The sequence below is a fragment of the Runella sp. R0.1_18 genome (assembly GCF_057652155.1).
This window is the reverse complement of the sequence record NZ_JBYFCK010000024.1, coordinates 50,902-67,655: the sequence shown is the minus strand read 5'-3', so window position 1 is coordinate 67,655 and position 16,754 is coordinate 50,902. Positions and strand designations below refer to the sequence as shown.

The window sequence follows — 16,754 nt, the reverse complement described above, 5'->3', positions numbered from 1 at the left end:
AGTCGGCGATTAATTACCCGCCGATAGTCGTAGGTTATTTTGTGCTTGCAACAATTGCACCTCGTGTAAAATCAAGTTTTGACGCGCACTGTCTTCATTATCAAGCTCAGTCAGGTAATCACTAGCCGTAATAATTCCATTTTCAAGCTGAGATTCAGACGCTTTACGAATCGTCGAACGAATCTCAATCAATTTGCGGTCGCTCTCGACCAATGCCTGCAATCGGCTTACTTCTTGGCGCTGAGAAGCCATTCTGACTTGGGTGGCCAACAAAAAGTTTTCTTTTTGTTTTTCTACGCGTTGCTGATTTACCCGCAGTTGTTGGATTTCAATCGCTTGGCTATTGGTATATAAATGTGACAAAGGAATTTGAAGTTGTACCCCTCCAATAAAGTACGTTTTAAATTCTGTTGACAAGAAATTCAGCCCAGGCCGCCCATATCCTCCCGTCGCAAAAGCTGATAATTTGGGTAAATTTTTAGCTTTAACCAGTTTTTCACTCACCGACAACGTTTGTTTTTGGGCATCAAACCATTTTAATTCTGGCCGATTAATATCCACTGAATTAGTAGCTACCGTTGGCAGTTGAAGCGAGGTATTGGCATCAATGTTTGCACCAGTTAGCAGCGAAAGTGCCTCCAAGGATGCCGTACGCCTTGTCTGCGTTTCTAACACCAACTGCTCTACTTCCAAAATACGCGCTTCCAAGGCAAGAATGTTGGCACGAATCGCTATTCCATTCTGAACCGAGGCTTTCGTTTTGGCCAGTTTAGCGCGAAGTTCTTTATCCAAAATATCAAAGTTTTTTAATTGACGTTCGGCAAACAATGCTCCAAAATATAGGCCACTCACTTGTTCCCTAAGTTGGTATAAATCCACCGTTACCTTTTGTTGTTCAGCCAGTTGGTTCGACACAGCCACTGCTTTTTGTTTCTGAACAGTCCCCCCATCCCAAATCGTCTGCGTTATATCTAACGTCAGTTTGTACTGGTCTTTAGGAGGCGGGGTAATTTCAAAATTGGGTAATTTGATGGGTACGCTCGTCACGTCCGACTGCCAAGTAGCTTGGCCATTGAGGCGAGATTGCGGCATAAAATTGCGATTAAGCAACTTCAGTTGCAGTTCGGTTGCCTCCTGAATCAAACGGGCTTGCCCCGCTTGCGGGCTGTGGGTTTCGGCCTGTCGGTAGCATTCGTCGAGGGTCAACGTACTTTGCGTATGCCCCACCGAAACAAATCCCAACCACATCCCGATAAATAGCACTTTTTGTTTCATAACCTTACAGTTTAACTATTTGGTTAAATTATAGATAAAAAAATAGGAGTTCTAATTTTTAGACTTTCCAAGTTTCTAAAACTTGGAAAGTCTCTGACGTTCGAGTTGAGAGCAACCCTCAACACATTTAGGGAGTTAAAATTAGCTTTACATACAACTTCAACTCCTCAATGCGCTGTTTCATAAGCACATCAAATGCCTCTTTATCTGCCCCAAACGCATTCAATAAAATTGGGCGTGCCAAAAATGGAAATGCACACATTCCCATGATAGACATCACAAATTGCATAGGGTTAATGCTACGAACTTTGCCTTTTTGGAGTTCCACAAAGTAGTTTATTGCTATTTTTTGCATCAATCCAACTGGTAGTTTTTTGATAAAATCTGACTTTTCTGGGTTGTTAACCGTATTCAAAACAAACAAAGGTAAATAGGGATTCTCCCTCAAAAGGTTGATATATCCTTCAATTATGAGCCCAATTTTGTCTGAAAAGTCAATGTCCAAATCAAAAACGCCATCTGCTTTCGGAAAAAATATGCCAATTTTTTTATCAAAAACATGTTCAAATAACTTATCCTTTGAACGAAAGTAGTAATGCAATAATGCCTTATTGATTCCCGCTTCGTTAGCTATGTCCTGCATCCTTGAACCGTCGTAACCATCTCGTAAAAAAATGGTCTCCGCTGCTTTCAAAATTTTCTCTTCTGTTGTTAAATCCAGTTCTGACATGATTTATTCTATGGTTTAACCATTTGGTTAAACTTAGCACAAAGCAAATAATTTCATTTTGAATAAACAAATTTTATGCCGACAAATTCTACAAATGTTGAGCCTCTCCGAGGCTGGTAATATTTATCAACCCTACAAATGTTGAGCCTCTCCGAGGCTGGTAATGTTTATCAACCCTACAAATGTTGGGCTTCTCCGAGGCTGGTAATGTTTATCAACCCTACAAATGTTGGGCCTCTCCGAGGCTGGTAATGTTTATCAACCTCTACAAATGTTGGGCCTCTCCGAGGCTGATAATATTTATCAACCCTACAAATGTTGGGACTCTCCGAGGCTGGCAATATTTATCAAATTCTACAAATGTTGGGCCTCTCCGAGGCTGGTAATGTTTATCAACCTCGGCAAATGTTTTTACAAATGTTAGGGCTCTTTGAGGCTGGCAATATATTCAAATTAATTACTGATCTAATTTCCGTACTGATTCAATAATCTTCTGATAATCGGGCTTTCTTCGGAAAAACACAAAGCCGTTTTCTTCTTTCAATAACTCCAAATTTGGATTTGCACGATAAGCATCAGCCCGGTCGATACGGGCAATCAGAAACGTTGGCTTGTCCACAGGACCATTCAAAAGCCATTCTTCATCACTCGCTTCGGGCCGCACTCCTATCGGCTTTTTGAAGTAAAAAAACTGCGCATAACTTCGGTTTCCAATCGGCCAAACGTAAACATCCTGACCTTTTTTAGCTTCGTAAAAATCAATTACGGTGCGTTGCGTATAACCTTCTATTTTAGGAACGACATTGGAAGTATAGAAGAACATCAATAGTGCCGTACTCAAAAACAATATACGGATAGCCACTTGTTTTTGTTTTTTCCAACGTAGCAAAGCCACACAAATCGCGACAAAATATAGTACGCCCCAAAGCCACTCATTTCCAGCCCATTCGACGGGCGCTTGTAAGTTGGCAACCACAAATTTATCCTCAATGTAAGGTGTAAAAGCAGTAGGGTTCATTCCAATTAGCGGCACCAACGTCAGCACCAGCGACAAAATAAATCCAATAAATAACAGCATAACAGTCATCCATCGTGGCCACAAAACTTCCCCTTTGAGCCACTGATGTAGCCACAAAGCCGCAAGGTAAGAAAGCGGGAAATAGGCCATCGAACTGTAATGAACAATTTTGGTTTTGACAATAGAAAATACAATCATCACCACCCAAAACAAGCACAGCATCGGCAACGAAAATGCAGGCATGGGTAGCGCCATTTTGTCAACCATCTGTGGTTTCCACCTCGTAATCAACGGTTTAAAAGCTACTGCTACGTATTTTAGACCAATCACCGAAATGGGGAAACAACCAATCAGTACGACCACAAAGTGATAATAAAACGGCTGCCCGTGGTCGGCCTCCGAAGTAGCACCGAGGCGATAGAGGTACTGCAAGAATGCAACAAAAGTCGCCCAGCCACTTTCCATAATGATGGCCAACATCCACCCAATCGTAAAAACTCCCGCCGTGATGGCATAAATCAGCAGGTTTTTAATGGAATAATCACCAATTGTTGCTTGATTATTTTTCTTCTGAACTTGTTGAATTACCCACAAAGCCGCCAAAACGAGTGTGGGGACACCCACCCCCACAGGCCCTTTGGTCCAAACGGCAAGTCCCGCAAAAATGCCCGCCAGCAAGAAACTTTTTGCGGTATTTCTAGCGTCTGGAAACGAAAAATTAACCACGCTCAAAAACATAAAGTAATTAAACCAAGGGTCGATGATTCCCGATTTAAAGTACAAGTGCGGCGTAACAGAGCCCAAGTAAACCAACGCCCACAAAAACCCAAAACGGGCATCAACCAAGCGTTTTCCTAGAAAATAAAAAGTTAATAAGGTAAAAACGCCCACAACGGCGTTGGGAAAACGGGCGGCAAACTCGTTGATTCCAAACACTTTCATCGACAAAGCCTGTAACCAAAAAAACAAGGGTGGTTTTTCCCAAAAAGGTTGAAAATCAACCTGTACTCGCAAATAATTTCCCGAAACGAGCATCTCGCGGGCAGACTCGGCGAAGTTGATTTCGTCCCAATCAAACAAATGCGTTTGACCCAAGTAAGGGATAAAAAACACGACCGCAAGAACGGCAATGACCCACGGGTTTTCGAGTTTTAAGTATTTCATTCCTAGTATTTTTTAAAACCAAAGTATTCACTCTAAGCTATTTCGTTGAACTTCAAGGCCAACGTCCATGCCGTGAGCGTGCCCAGTATGGAGCCCACGTAAACATCCACCATAAAATGTTGGAGTAAATACATGCGCGAAAAACCTATCACACAAGCCATGACCAAACACCCCAACTTCAACCAGGGCTTGTCTGTCCACAACGCCAACAAGGCAAACAAGGCAAAAGCGGAGGTCGTATGCCCCGACGGAAAACTATTCCAGTGGCTTAGTTCTACGCCTGGCACCGTATGAAGCGACTGCATCATCCCCGCAAAATATTCCACAGGGCGAGGTTCTTTTGGGAAAGCAAAGTTTTTGATAAGCTGTGCCAGTATCCCAGAAATAGCGTAAGCCCCTATCACCAAATACCCTTTCTTGCGAGCGCGAAACAATAACCCGACTCCTACCCCAACGCAAAAAACTCCGTCGCCAAGGTGGGTAACGTATTTGAAAAATGTATCGGCCCAAGTACTATTATACCGATTGATTTCCAGCGAAATAATTCCTTGTCGGTAAAGAATCTGGCAAATCCCTAACCCTACCAAAAATAAACCATAACTCAGGGTAAAAGGCCAGTTTGTGCGGAGCAGTCGAATAAAGTTCATGGCGCAAAGATAGAGGTACAGAAAATATTTTCCCCATCTTTGCGTTGTCTAAGGGTTCAGAAACTTGCCGTTTTTATGAAAAAAATATTCTTTACAAGCCTGTTGTGTTCTGTTTTGGTTCACTTGCAGGCTTCGGCGCAAAAAATGCTCCAAGAGGTGATTATTGACTACGTTAACTTAGTCCCCTCCAATGTTGTCAATAAAGTGTTAGCCAAAAACACCCCCGTAAAAGTATCCCTTTTGAAAGGGACGACGACTTCTTTTTACCGCATCAGCGTTTTTCAACCCGAAAAAGTCAATACTTCCTCTCGTTTGTACGAAACCCTTCGGTTGGTTAATCCTGACACATTGACCAAAGCTGACTATACCTTTGAAAAACATACGTTGGCCTCTAATGCTAATTTTAAGGTAGCGGTTGGCGTTTTTACCGATGCCAAATCGGCCCAACAATTTATCGATGGCAAAGAAGCCTCTCCTTGTTTTAAGATTGACAGTACGCAAAGTAGCGTTGGGAAGTTGGAAGGATGCCGTGGCGACGAAATTTATATCGCCGTCAAACCCCTTGGTAAGCGCAAACTTGGTTCTATCAAAGTAGAAGTCGTTTCATTGGCCGATGTCATCGAAGACCCTGTCAACGACCGCTTTCCGTTTTCTCTCCAAAACGAACTCAACGGCGAAGTAGCCTACGAAGTTAGCGGTGATCGCCTCAATTGGCAAGCGTTCTTTTTGCCTTCCAAAAAACGAGCCGAGTTTAAACTGGCTGATACACAAGTATATATGCGAGTCAGCACCCTAGACAAAGTCACGGAAGAATACAAAATTGACTCAGGGAAAAAATACCGACTTTTTTGGAACAAAGATAAAAATCGGGTGGATGTGAGCGAGATACCTGTTTCCAAATAGATATAAAAAAACCTCCCGAAAGTTTGGCTTTCGGGAGGTCAGAAATGCTACTATTAGTTAAACTCTCTGTGGTGCGTTTCTTCGTACAAACGGTCTTCAGGAAGATTTTTGAAGTAGTCGTACGTAATTTTTAAACCTTCTGCACGCGACACTTTTGGCTCCCATCCTAACACTTCTTTCGCCAATGTAATGTCTGGCTGACGCTGCTTTGGATCGTCTTGTGGAAGTGGTTTGTAGATTACTTTCTGAGTTGTTCCTGTCAATTTGATGATTTCTTCGGCAAATTCACCAATCGTGATTTCGGCTGGGTTTCCTACGTTTACTGGCATGGCGTGATCGCTCAACAACAAACGGTAAATCCCTTCAACAAGGTCATCAACGTAGCAGAAAGAGCGCGTTTGCGACCCATCCCCAAACACCGTAAGGTCTTCACCGCGAAGTGCTTGCCCGATGAATGCAGGCAATACCCGTCCGTCGTTCAACCGCATCCGTGGGCCGTAGGTGTTAAAAATACGAACGATGCGTGTTTCTAGGCCGTGGTGACGGTGATATGCCATCGTGATTGCTTCCTGAAAACGTTTTGCTTCGTCGTAGCAGCCACGGTAACCCACAGGATTTACGTGTCCCCAATAGTCTTCGTTTTGTGGGTGAACCAATGGATCACCATACACTTCCGAAGTAGAAGCTACCAAGATGCGAGCGCCTTTTGCACGTGCCAAGCCAAGGCAGTTGTGCGTCCCCAACGAACCTACTTTGAGGGTTTGGATGGGGATTTTCAAATAATCAATGGGGCTTGCTGGCGAGGCAAAATTGAGGATGTAGTGCAATTCTCCATCAATAACGATGTGCTTTGAAATATCGTGGTGAATAAATTCAAAGTTGGGGTTAGAACGCAAGTGCTCAATATTGCGAAGGTCGCCCGTCACAAGATTGTCCATCGCAATCACGTAATAGCCTTCTTTGATAAATCTATCGCACAAATGCGAACCCAAGAAGCCCGCCGCACCAGTGATTAAAACTCTTTTCATTTGGGGAAAATATAAGAATGTTTGATTCGGTTAATCAGTGAATTATTTTCGAGTTGCAAAAGTACAAAAACCCATTCGCTTTCTAAAACTTAGCTTTTTAACTTATAAAACTCGAACAGAAGGCATAAAAAACGAGTGCCTTGGTTGACTCAATCACGGCACTCGTTTTTGTATTTATATCCAAAAAAATTAGGCTTTCACCACCTCACGACCAATGCTGTAATAGGTAAATCCTAGTTCTTTCATTTGGTCTAATTCGTAAACGTTACGGCCGTCGAAAATCAATTTGTTTTTCATCAACAACGCCATTTTTTCAAACTCTGGCGTGCGGAATTGCGGCCATTCGGTAAAAATCATCAACGCATCGGCATCGTCCAAGGCTGCGTATGGTGTGTGTGCGTAGTTAATTTTATTCCCCAATACGTAGTTTTTCACGTTTTCCATTCCTTCTGGGTCATAAGCGATAACTTTAGCCCCTTCTTCCAACAGAATATTGATGTTTTCCAACGCTGGTGCCTCACGAATATCGTCGGTATATGGCTTGAACGAAAGTCCCCAAACCGCAATTGTTTTTCCTTTCAAATCTCCGTCAAAATGTTTTTTAACAACGGGGATAAGTTTTGTTTTTTGTTCTTGGTTTACTTCCATTACTGATTTCAACACCTTGAAATCATACTTATATTCTTCCGACGTTTTGGCAAGTGCCTGAACATCTTTCGGGAAGCAGCTTCCACCGTAACCAATTCCTGCAAACAAGAAACGTTTTCCAATACGACTGTCGGTTCCGATGCCCTTGCGCACATTGTCAACGTCCGCTCCTGCTAATTCGCAAAGGTTAGCGATTTCGTTCATAAACGTAATCTTCATTGCCAAAAACGAGTTGGCTGCGTATTTGCTCATTTCGGCCGAGCGCTCATCCATAAAAATTACTGGATTGCCTTGGCGCACCAACGGAGCGTACAATTTCTCCATCACTTTCTTAGCCCGCTCCGACTTTGTACCAATCACTACGCGGTCAGGCTTCATAAAGTCTTCAACAGCCACACCTTCGCGCAAAAACTCAGGGTTTGATACTACGTCGTATTCCACTTTTGCGTTTTTGGCCACGGCAGCGCTTACTTTTTCGGCTGTGCCCACTGGGACAGTGCTTTTATCGACGATGACGGCATATTCGGTCATAATTTGCCCCAAATCATCGGCCACTTTCAAAATATATTTCAAATCTGCCGATCCATCTTCTCCTGGAGGCGTTGGCAAGGCCAAGAAAATCACCGACGCCCCTTTGATACCTTCGACCAAATCGGTGGTAAATTTCAAACGACCTTCGGCTACGTTTCGATGAAAAAGGACATCCAAGCCTGGCTCGTAAATGGGAATAATACCGTTGTTTAGCTTTTCAACTTTTTTTACGTCAATGTCGATACAACATACTTGTACACCAGTCTCTGCAAAACAAGTTCCTGTTACGAGTCCTACATAGCCAGTTCCTACTACAGCGATTTTCATAGATAAATGCTTTGGTTGTTAGTTTTCATGTGTGGGCTTTCAAAATTGTATTTTTTCGAGTCCAACAAAACAGCTCCAAAATTAGAATAAATTCTTCAATCCCTTCCAATCTTCCATAAATTTATAGGGTAACAATTGATTTTGCGGTTCTTTTAAGGATTTTTCAAAAAAATTATTACTCTAAAAATTGTTATAACAACAAATAAAAATTTGCAACACTCGCGTTTTGAAGTATTCATTTATGCTTCCGAAAACGTTTGCATAATCTTTTATTTTTCTCCTCCCTACCGTTCACTCATTATTGCTTGGCATACTCATCGAATAATCTTAGATTGAGATTCTTTCATTCAACACTATTCCTTTAATCGCTTTTGAATATGAAGTCCGAAGTTGTAGAAAACCAAGAATTAATTGCCCAATCGGTTCGGGATTTTGCAGAACGCAACATGCGACCTTACGTCAGGGAATGGGACGAAACCCAGCATTTCCCCGTTGACCTTTTTCATTCACTTGGCGAATTAGGTCTCATGGGCATCCTAGTGCCCGAAGCCTATGGTGGTGCGGGTTTGGGCTATCAAGAATATGTCACTGCTATTGTTGAATTAAGCAAAGTTGATCCTGCTATTGGGCTTTCGATGGCAGCCCATAACTCGCTCTGTACCAACCATATTTTGATGTTTGGAAATGAATCTCAAAAACAAACCTATCTTCCCAAACTCGCTAGTGGTCAATGGATTGGCGCATGGGGATTGACCGAACCCAACACAGGTTCAGACGCGGGAAATATGCGAACGGTGGCCGTTAAAGACGGTGACTATTGGGTCTTAAATGGTTCTAAAAACTTTATAACCCACGGAAAAAGTGGCAACGTAGCCGTTGTAATTGCGCGAACAGGCGCGGTGGGCGACAAACGGGGCGCCACGGCCTTCATCATCGAACGTGGCACGAAAGGCTTTTCGGCGGGGCGCAAGGAAGACAAGCTTGGAATGCGGGCTTCGGAAACGACAGAATTGATTTTTGAAGACTGCCGCGTCCATGAAAGCAATGTGTTGGGCGAAGTTGGTGAAGGATTTGTGCAAGCCCTCAAAATTTTGGACGGTGGACGCATTTCCATCGCGGCGTTGAGCCTTGGCACGGCCATTGGGGCGTTTGAGGCGGCCTTGGCTTACTCCAAAGAACGTCAGCAATTTGGCAAGCCGATTTCGCAGTTTCAGGGGATTTCGTTCAAACTTGCGGATATGCACACCGAAATTGAAGCCGCCAAGTTGCTCGTATATGACGCCGCCGCCCGCAAAGACCGCCACGAAAAAGTAACACTCCAAAGCGCGACGGCCAAATACTACGCCTCGGAGGTGTCGTGCAGGGTGGCTAATGAAGCTGTTCAGATTTTTGGTGGCTATGGCTTTACCAAAGATTATCCCGTAGAGAAATTTTACCGCGACTGCAAACTATGTACCATTGGTGAAGGTACGAGTGAAATTCAGAAGTTGGTGATTTCGAGAGAGATATTGAGTTAGGCCCAACATAAAACCTCCCGAAAGTTTGAAACTTTCGGGAGGTTGGTACCAGGCTTAGTCTGGCGTTCCGTCATCGGCGATGTTCGGTTGTTGCGTATCCAACAGTGCATCGTCATCTTCGTTGACTTTTGCACGGATTTTCGCTTCAAGTTCATCGGCCAATTCAGGATTATCTTTCAATAATTGCTTCACTGCGTCACGACCTTGTGAGAGGCGGTTGCCATCGTAGCTAAACCAAGAACCCGATTTTTTCACGATTTCAAGTTCTACCGCTAAGTCGATGATTTCTCCTACTTTAGAAACCCCTTCACCGTACATAATATCGAACTCAACTACTTTGAATGGAGGTGCCAATTTGTTTTTCACCACCTTCACCTTCGTACGGTTTCCTGTGATATTATCGGCGCTTTCTTTAATTTGGCCAATCCGACGAATATCCAAACGAATCGACGAATAGTACTTGAGGGCGTTACCACCCGTAGTTGTTTCTGGGCTACCAAACATGACACCGATTTTATCGCGCAACTGGTTGATAAAAATACAGCAGCAATTGGTACGGTTAATAACCCCCGTCAATTTACGCAAGGCTTGCGACATCAGACGCGCCTGAAGCCCCATTTTGCTATCGCCCATTTCTCCTTCGATTTCTGCTTTAGGAACAAGGGCCGCTACTGAGTCAATGACGATGATGTCAATCGCTCCCGACGAAATCAAATGTTCGGCGATTTCGAGCGCTTGCTCTCCGTTGTCAGGCTGCGAAATAAGTAAGTTTTGGGTATCAATTCCCAACTTTTGCGCATACACACGGTCAAAAGCGTGTTCTGCATCAATAAAGGCCGCCAAACCGCCCAATTTTTGAGCTTCGGCAATGGTCTGCATGGCAAGTGTAGTTTTACCTGACGATTCTGGCCCGTAGATTTCTACGACCCGTCCACGTGGCAAACCACCAATTCCTAGGGCAAGGTCAAGTCCAACGGAACCCGTTGAAATTACCTCGACATCCATTACTTTTTTGTCACTGAGACGCATCACTGTGCCTTTTCCGTAGGCTTTGTCAAGCTTCTCAAGCGTTGTTTGCAGGGCTTTAAATTTCTGTTCTTTGTTGTCTGCCATGGTTGATGTTAAAATATGAAATAGTAGGTTTGTTTACCTGTAAAAGTACTCATTTTATTTAGGTTTTCCAAAGAAAACAGCGACTAAAACGGGTCATTTTTAAGGTTATTTACGGGGCTTTTGCGCAACGTTTTTTAAGACCGTGAAAGTTCATTTTGGGGTTAAATTCTTAGCGAATCTCCTAATTGCTATATTTGAATCTTGAACATATCCTTGTTTATGAAACATACGCTAACAGCCTTTTTTGTAATCTCATTTGGGGCTTTTCTCTTTACTTCTTGTGGCAACCCGATTGCACCCAAAGCCCAGTTCTCCGCCGCTTATCAGACTGAAAACCGACAAAAAGTAACCATTGAAATGCCCGAGACGTATGAGCTTAGTTGTATTCTGATGGTGCTCACGGGCTATCGAAATGTTTTGGAAGGAAAAGACCCTTATATTCAAGATGTTAAAAAACATTTTAGCCCTTACAAAGACCATCCGATGGTTAGGCACGCGGCAAAAAAACTTCGTAAGTTAGGATTGTTTCACCATGCCCAATTGCGCAAAAGTGCGCTAACGCTTGAGTTTAATGACCAAAACCGCCTCGTAAAAAGTAAGGTTTATTCACTAAAACGCCCGCTTTCGATGATTTTGTTGGACTTACAAGACCGTCCAGCCCTTCTTCGAGATTTTATTGAAAAAACAAATTACCGAGCGTTTTATGCCCAGCACAAAAGTTATTACCAGGACCAGTTGGCGAAGGCCGAAAAATACATGCCCGTCCGTAAAATGTGGGCATGGGCCGAAAGTCAGTTTCCTTCGCGCTACGATAGTTATAAAATCTATCTTTCTCCGCTCGACGGTGGCCACCATTTTACGTTTCATCTCAACGAAAATGGGTTCCGCCAAACGCTCATGTTTATAAGTCCAGCGAGCGAGTTTCCTGGCAATCGTTCTGAGGTTGAAAAAGAAGGTGCTTGGTCCCGCATTGTTTTTACCGAAATTGACCATAACTACGTCAACCCCGTCACCGATAAGTACCAAAAAGAAATTGAAGCGGCCATGCCCGATTGGAAAAAATGGAACAAAACCAAAGAAGGCAACAAAGGCTACTATGAATCCACGTACTTGACCTTCAATGAATACATGACGTGGGCGGCTTTTACGCTGTACGCCTACGACTCCTACCCTGCGGCTGATTTTGAGAAAATCAATCAGCGCGTCGAAGAGTTTATGATCAATGGCCGTGGGTTTCATCGTTTCAAAGAATTCAATCGTTTTTTGTTGGAAACCTATAAAAAACGCACCGCCAATCAGACCGTCGCCGACTTGTACCCTGCGGTCATCGACTGGCTCAAACAACAACCCTAAGCACTTAAAAGAATAGCAAAAATACTACTACCATGGTGTTGGTACGAACCTGAATCTCGTACCTTTGCCACACTAACCAATTTGTTGAGACATTAGACCCATGAAAACTCCTTTAGTTGAAAGTCTGCTTGGATGGACGTCATTAGGTTTCTTTGCGTTGTGGATTTTGGAATTTCGCCGTACCGAATTTGTAGATAGTTACTGGTTATTAATGCTTTGCTTGGCCTGTTTATGGGGATTCCAATACCTGCGTCGCAAACGCGGTGCCGAGCCGTTGTTGTCAAAATATACCCCCGAAAATCGTCAGCAAAAACCGAAGCCTAAGGCGACGATTAAGCCTTCGATTAAGAAGAAGAAATAGGCGTTGGGAGTTTTGAATTGGGAATAGTTGCTATCAAGGGTGGTATAACTTTTGTCGGAATAACCAAAAACAGGAAACCACAAACCCGAAACAGGAAACTCAAAACTGGACGTAGATTCCTCCTATGGTCGGAATGACAAAAAACAGGCAACTTAAAACTCAAAATTGGACGTAGATTCCTCCTTTGTCGGAATGACAAACCAAAAACTCTAAACCCGAAACCCAAAACAGGAAACTAAACCAGCCAAAGGGTAAAAAAGAAGACGCCATCGCCTAGCCAACGGTAGCGTTCGTTGGGGAGTATTGAGGCCGATTTTCTTTTGAGGTAGTCGTTGGCAAGGCTCATTACCGACACTGTGATGGCTGCTCGCACGCAATAGCGGTACGAAGTGGTAATTAGTACAATTAAGGCTGTCGCACAGACAATCATGCTAATCCACATCAGTATTTTACTCACGGTTTCGGTTCCCCAGGCAATCGCCAAAGTGTAGCCTTCTTCCATGTCAAAAGATTCAAACCAAGAGAATAATAGCAGATTTTGGAAAGCAACCAATCCAAAAAGCCCCATGAAAACTTTGCTTTCCCAAGGCGTTTCGGCGGACGCTGACAGCGCCGTCCACCAGACCCCTGCGGTATAAATCAAAGCAACAATAGGCTCTTTAAACAGCTGAAAACCATCGGTTAGCGTTGTCCTAAATATAACCACCAAATACCCCACTACCAGCACTGCTAACGTCAGCCCAACGATAAACATGCCTTTGGGTAGCCAAAACAGGCAAACAAGCCCCACAACCCCTAATCCAGCTAAGATTTTGAGCAAAATCGGCTCATGTTTTGCGTGAAATCGGTGTCGTTGGGTATCAACTTTCCTCGATTTACGGTTGTCAAGCAAGCGATCGGTAACATAAATGGCGAACACCGCGATACCCACCAAAAGCGTCGAAGCCCACGAGACTTTCCCGTGTCCATCGGGCATACGCTGCGCAATGGAATGCGTAAGCATTGCGCCCGCCACCACATCCAAACTTAGCCAATGAGCCCGTTTTAAATAATATCCAATAATAAATGCTGTATTGTGCAGCCAGTTCATTCCTTACACTTTCGTCGAAGCAGCGCTCAGACTTTGTTTAATTTCTCGAATCCGTTCGTTAAAGTTCCAGTTGTGATAATCCACGTTTGGTAAACAGGTAGCTTCCAAATAATCCATAATTGAAGGTGGATGCACCGTGCGTTTTCCCGAACGTACATCAATGTACTTAGAGGTTACCCAAAGTACATTTTTGAGTTGCGTCCGCGAATCGTCCGTCATGTAGTACTCAGTCACGATGGTATCTTCACTAAAAAAAATCAAACGCGACGTAATACGCACCCATTCGCTCACCAGCGCAGGCCGAACGTACGCGATTTGGTGCTGATAGACCACCCAGCTTTGTCCTAACTCCCGAAACAAGCGTCCGAAATTAAATTCATAGAGCTTGGCTACTTGGTCTTCGCGGGCGTTGAAATAATAGTCAAAGTACTTCGCGTTGTTGAGGTGTTGAAGCGGGTCACAGTCCTGAAAACGAATCACCATCCGCGATTCGGGTTCTTTGGGATAATCTTTATTGGGTAGGCGCTCAAAAAACATGTGCGTGACGAATAGTTGATTTTTTGAAAAAGAAGGCAAAGTTACAACACGAATTGGCTCCTAAACCCTTGTCCACAAAAAATGATACTCTTTTATAAAAAATTGACAAATGTCAAGTGGTTGACCAGAGATTTAACCTAGCTTTGTCGTTATCATTTTCAGCCAATTCATTATCGTATTTATGAAACTATCCTCTTCTATTCTCGCTTTTACCGCCCTTTTTTCACCCTTTTTCGCGCTTGCACAAAGCTCCGTTGAAGTCACTTACACTGCTAACGACAAGCGCGAATACACGTTTCAAGCCAAAAACACCAACGTTTGCGACTATACCGTCAAAGTCGAATTTACTGATTTACAGGGCGGAAGCTGCGGATGCTCGTTGCCGTTTATTGAATCTATTTCACCTGGCCCCAGCACCCTATTCACGCTTAAACCGAACCAAAATAACCAAGGAATTTCGTTTCGCTTCGGTTATTCTTACCTAAAGGGACGAGTGCTGAACAAAGCCCCCAAGCCATTTTTATACCTTTTTCCTTTTTCTTCGGCGGTGCCGCACAAGGCTTTTTTGTCAAAAAATATCATGGAAATGATTGCCAACAAAAAAGTATCTAATTTCTACGGCATTGCTTTTCAAATGCAAAAAGGAGACACCGTTTTTGCCGCCCGCCGAGGAGTGGTGAGCCAAGTGAAAGATGCTTTTGATACCCATTCTGACGGAATTTGGTTCTCCAGCCAGACCAATTCGGTCGAGATTTTTCACGGCGACGGCAGTTTTGCCAGCTATAATCGGCTCAAAAAAGGCAAGATGTTGGTCAAAGAAGGCCAAGAAGTAGAAGCTGGCGAGCCACTCGGCATCGTTACTGACGATACCTTTGAGGGAAGTGTCGTCGTTCAGTTTTCGGTGTACTATCTTAGCCGTGCGAGGGCATTTAACCAAACCGAATATCCGTACGAATTCGTGGTTCCGTCGTTTTATTCGCCCACCAATACTTCGGGCTTAGTAATGCAGAGCGGCGGCACTTATACTTCCGAATGGCCCGAGGCGATGGTAACGCAGGAAATGTCAAAGAAAGAAATCAAGCGCTGGAAGAGTAAGCAAAAGTAGTCGAGGGGATGATTTCCCCCTCAATCTTTGGCATACCAAAATGGTACTTTTACGTATTCAGTCCACACTTTTTTGGGTAGGCTGTCCACGTTCATTGTTTTAATGTAAAGCGTATTTCGGCCAATTTTACATTTTTCGGTACTCAAATACGTCCTCAATCCTTTGGTATTACCTTGGTCTTCAAAGAACAACTCCACCGAATCGAAAGTACTGTCGTTGAGGGCTATTTTAAAGTATTGATTAAAACACTCAAGCCGACTTTTATCAATTAGGATTCTTTGTTTGTACTTTTTGAGCGTATCGGGCAGCGTCGGTTCTTTACAAATCTTGGCCAGGTCGCCATCAAATACTTTACTGTAATTGATATACAACTTTAAAAACGCCCCTTCGACAACGTCCGACTGAATGCTTACGGCTTCTACCCTTTCGTTTTCGTGTCGCAGGTTATCGTAGAAATTGGGTATTAATTTGTATTCGCTGGTACCTGTGGAATAAAAATTACGCGATTCTAGGTGAGTAACGCCGTAGTGTGTCAGCATTTTATCTAGGTAAATAGAAAGCGCCAAGCCAAAAAAGAACACCCCAATAAAACTAAGCGTAAAAAAGTATTTTTTCCGAGGAAGGTTCGACGCAAACGTAAAATTGATGTATTGAATGGGCTTATACATACCCATGTACAACCAGGTGCTTTTATCAATGAATTGCATTAGGAGTTTCCCAATCACTGGATGCTCTCTGTATTTCTCATTTGTACTAAGAAGGACAAGAACAAGACTAACAACCAATACGAGACCGCCAATAACAAGAAAAATGAATTTAGCCTTGCCGTAAAACACAGGAAAAAACGTCTTGATACCCACTGTTCCCATAAAAGTGAGAAGGTACAAAAGCGCAAGCATCAAACTAAACAACACCATCACAAAGGCGATGGAGAAAATTTGGCTGCTAAATCGATCCAAACGAATGATAAAACCATCCAAGGTTCCAAATTTCTTTTTGTAGATTTCGGCCAAACTTTTGCTCGTATTTGGGATATTTTCGTAGTTGATTCCCTGCGGGAACACCGCCCTTAGTCCTACAATCGCAATCCAAAAAGCTCGAAGTATAAAGTGAACCGCGAACGTTATAATCAGCAAATAGGCGGAGGATTTGGCAAAACTGTAGGCTAACAGCGGAAATACTTGAGTAACAACACTGCTACTCAGCTGGTAATTTTCAAAATAGCTTTCGATGGCATAATCAGTGAGCTCAGGAAGAAAAGAAGTAGAAAAAATAGCCGCCCCTGACACGACCAACTCTAAATTCCAACTTTGGTTGGATAATTCTTGAATCCAATTACTTTTTTCGGGAGAAGGGTTTTCCATGGAAAATAGCCAATAAATGTTTAGGTCGCAACAAATGTAAAAA

At 43.3% G+C, this 16,754-nt stretch carries 15 protein-coding genes; 5 read left to right on the top strand and 10 right to left on the bottom strand.

All coding sequences use genetic code 11. The annotated features are described in order from the left end of the window. Positions 1 to 9: 9 nt before the first annotated feature. From AC23P2_RS27085 to AC23P2_RS27070, 4 genes are all read right to left on the bottom strand, one after another. On the bottom strand, positions 10 to 1,275 hold the full coding sequence (locus AC23P2_RS27085; RefSeq protein WP_487776091.1) for a TolC family protein: 1,266 nt from the start codon (positions 1,273 to 1,275) through the stop codon (positions 10 to 12). Positions 1,276 to 1,402: 127 nt separating this feature from the next. After that, positions 1,403 to 2,005, bottom strand: coding sequence for a TetR/AcrR family transcriptional regulator (locus AC23P2_RS27080; protein WP_487776090.1), 603 nt, complete (start codon positions 2,003 to 2,005; stop codon positions 1,403 to 1,405). A gap of 457 nt (positions 2,006 to 2,462) precedes the next feature. Continuing rightward, positions 2,463 to 4,187: an ArnT family glycosyltransferase gene (locus AC23P2_RS27075; protein ID WP_487776089.1), complete on the bottom strand. Its 1,725-nt coding sequence runs from the start codon at positions 4,185 to 4,187 to the stop codon at positions 2,463 to 2,465. A gap of 32 nt (positions 4,188 to 4,219) precedes the next feature. Continuing rightward, positions 4,220 to 4,834, bottom strand: coding sequence for a phosphatase PAP2 family protein (locus AC23P2_RS27070; protein ID WP_487776088.1), 615 nt, complete (start codon positions 4,832 to 4,834; stop codon positions 4,220 to 4,222). Positions 4,835 to 4,909: 75 nt separating this feature from the next. Between AC23P2_RS27070 and AC23P2_RS27065 the strand changes: the two genes are divergently transcribed. Continuing rightward, a complete protein-coding gene (locus tag AC23P2_RS27065) occupies positions 4,910 to 5,737 on the top strand; it encodes a hypothetical protein (protein WP_487776087.1) in 828 nt (275 codons plus the stop codon). 53 nt (positions 5,738 to 5,790) lie between these two features. On the opposite strand, the gene AC23P2_RS27060 is transcribed toward AC23P2_RS27065, so the two are convergent. Together AC23P2_RS27060 and AC23P2_RS27055 are read right to left on the bottom strand one after the other, a co-directional pair. Then, a complete protein-coding gene (locus AC23P2_RS27060; RefSeq protein WP_487776086.1) occupies positions 5,791 to 6,765 on the bottom strand; it encodes a UDP-glucuronic acid decarboxylase family protein in 975 nt (324 codons plus the stop codon). A gap of 189 nt (positions 6,766 to 6,954) precedes the next feature. Next, positions 6,955 to 8,271 carry a UDP-glucose dehydrogenase family protein gene (locus tag AC23P2_RS27055; RefSeq protein ID WP_183979700.1) on the bottom strand — a complete coding sequence of 439 codons (1,317 nt, stop codon included), beginning with the start codon at positions 8,269 to 8,271 and terminating at the stop codon, positions 6,955 to 6,957. Between the two features lie 377 nt (positions 8,272 to 8,648). Here AC23P2_RS27055 and AC23P2_RS27050 point away from each other — a divergent pair, with 377 nt between their 5' ends. After that, positions 8,649 to 9,788, top strand: a complete 1,140-nt coding sequence (locus AC23P2_RS27050; RefSeq protein WP_487776085.1) for an acyl-CoA dehydrogenase family protein — start codon at positions 8,649 to 8,651, stop codon at positions 9,786 to 9,788. Positions 9,789 to 9,842: 54 nt separating this feature from the next. On the opposite strand, the gene recA is transcribed toward AC23P2_RS27050, so the two are convergent. Further along, the gene (gene recA / locus AC23P2_RS27045; protein WP_028522273.1) at positions 9,843 to 10,901 is read right to left on the bottom strand and encodes a recombinase RecA; all 1,059 of its coding nucleotides are present in this window, start codon (positions 10,899 to 10,901) and stop codon (positions 9,843 to 9,845) included. A gap of 219 nt (positions 10,902 to 11,120) precedes the next feature. On the opposite strand from recA, the gene AC23P2_RS27040 reads away from it, so the two are divergent. Then, positions 11,121 to 12,254 carry a DUF4932 domain-containing protein gene (locus AC23P2_RS27040; RefSeq protein ID WP_487776084.1) on the top strand — a complete coding sequence of 378 codons (1,134 nt, stop codon included), beginning with the start codon at positions 11,121 to 11,123 and terminating at the stop codon, positions 12,252 to 12,254. A gap of 100 nt (positions 12,255 to 12,354) precedes the next feature. Further along, positions 12,355 to 12,615: a hypothetical protein gene (locus tag AC23P2_RS27035; RefSeq protein ID WP_037299073.1), complete on the top strand. Its 261-nt coding sequence runs from the start codon at positions 12,355 to 12,357 to the stop codon at positions 12,613 to 12,615. A 235-nt stretch (positions 12,616 to 12,850) separates the two neighbouring features. Here the strand turns inward: AC23P2_RS27035 and AC23P2_RS27030 are convergent, their stop codons facing one another. Then, a complete protein-coding gene (locus AC23P2_RS27030; protein WP_487776083.1) occupies positions 12,851 to 13,705 on the bottom strand; it encodes a UbiA prenyltransferase family protein in 855 nt (284 codons plus the stop codon). A gap of 3 nt (positions 13,706 to 13,708) precedes the next feature. Beyond that, complete coding sequence (locus tag AC23P2_RS27025; RefSeq protein WP_472486870.1) at positions 13,709 to 14,242, bottom strand: acyl-CoA thioesterase; 534 nt, start codon at positions 14,240 to 14,242, stop codon at positions 13,709 to 13,711. A 181-nt stretch (positions 14,243 to 14,423) separates the two neighbouring features. Here AC23P2_RS27025 and AC23P2_RS27020 point away from each other — a divergent pair, with 181 nt between their 5' ends. After that, the gene (locus tag AC23P2_RS27020) at positions 14,424 to 15,347 is read left to right on the top strand and encodes a M23 family metallopeptidase (protein WP_472486871.1); all 924 of its coding nucleotides are present in this window, start codon (positions 14,424 to 14,426) and stop codon (positions 15,345 to 15,347) included. Positions 15,348 to 15,367: 20 nt separating this feature from the next. Here the strand turns inward: AC23P2_RS27020 and AC23P2_RS27015 are convergent, their stop codons facing one another. Then, complete coding sequence (locus tag AC23P2_RS27015; RefSeq protein WP_487776082.1) at positions 15,368 to 16,711, bottom strand: hypothetical protein; 1,344 nt, start codon at positions 16,709 to 16,711, stop codon at positions 15,368 to 15,370. Positions 16,712 to 16,754 lie beyond the last annotated feature (43 nt).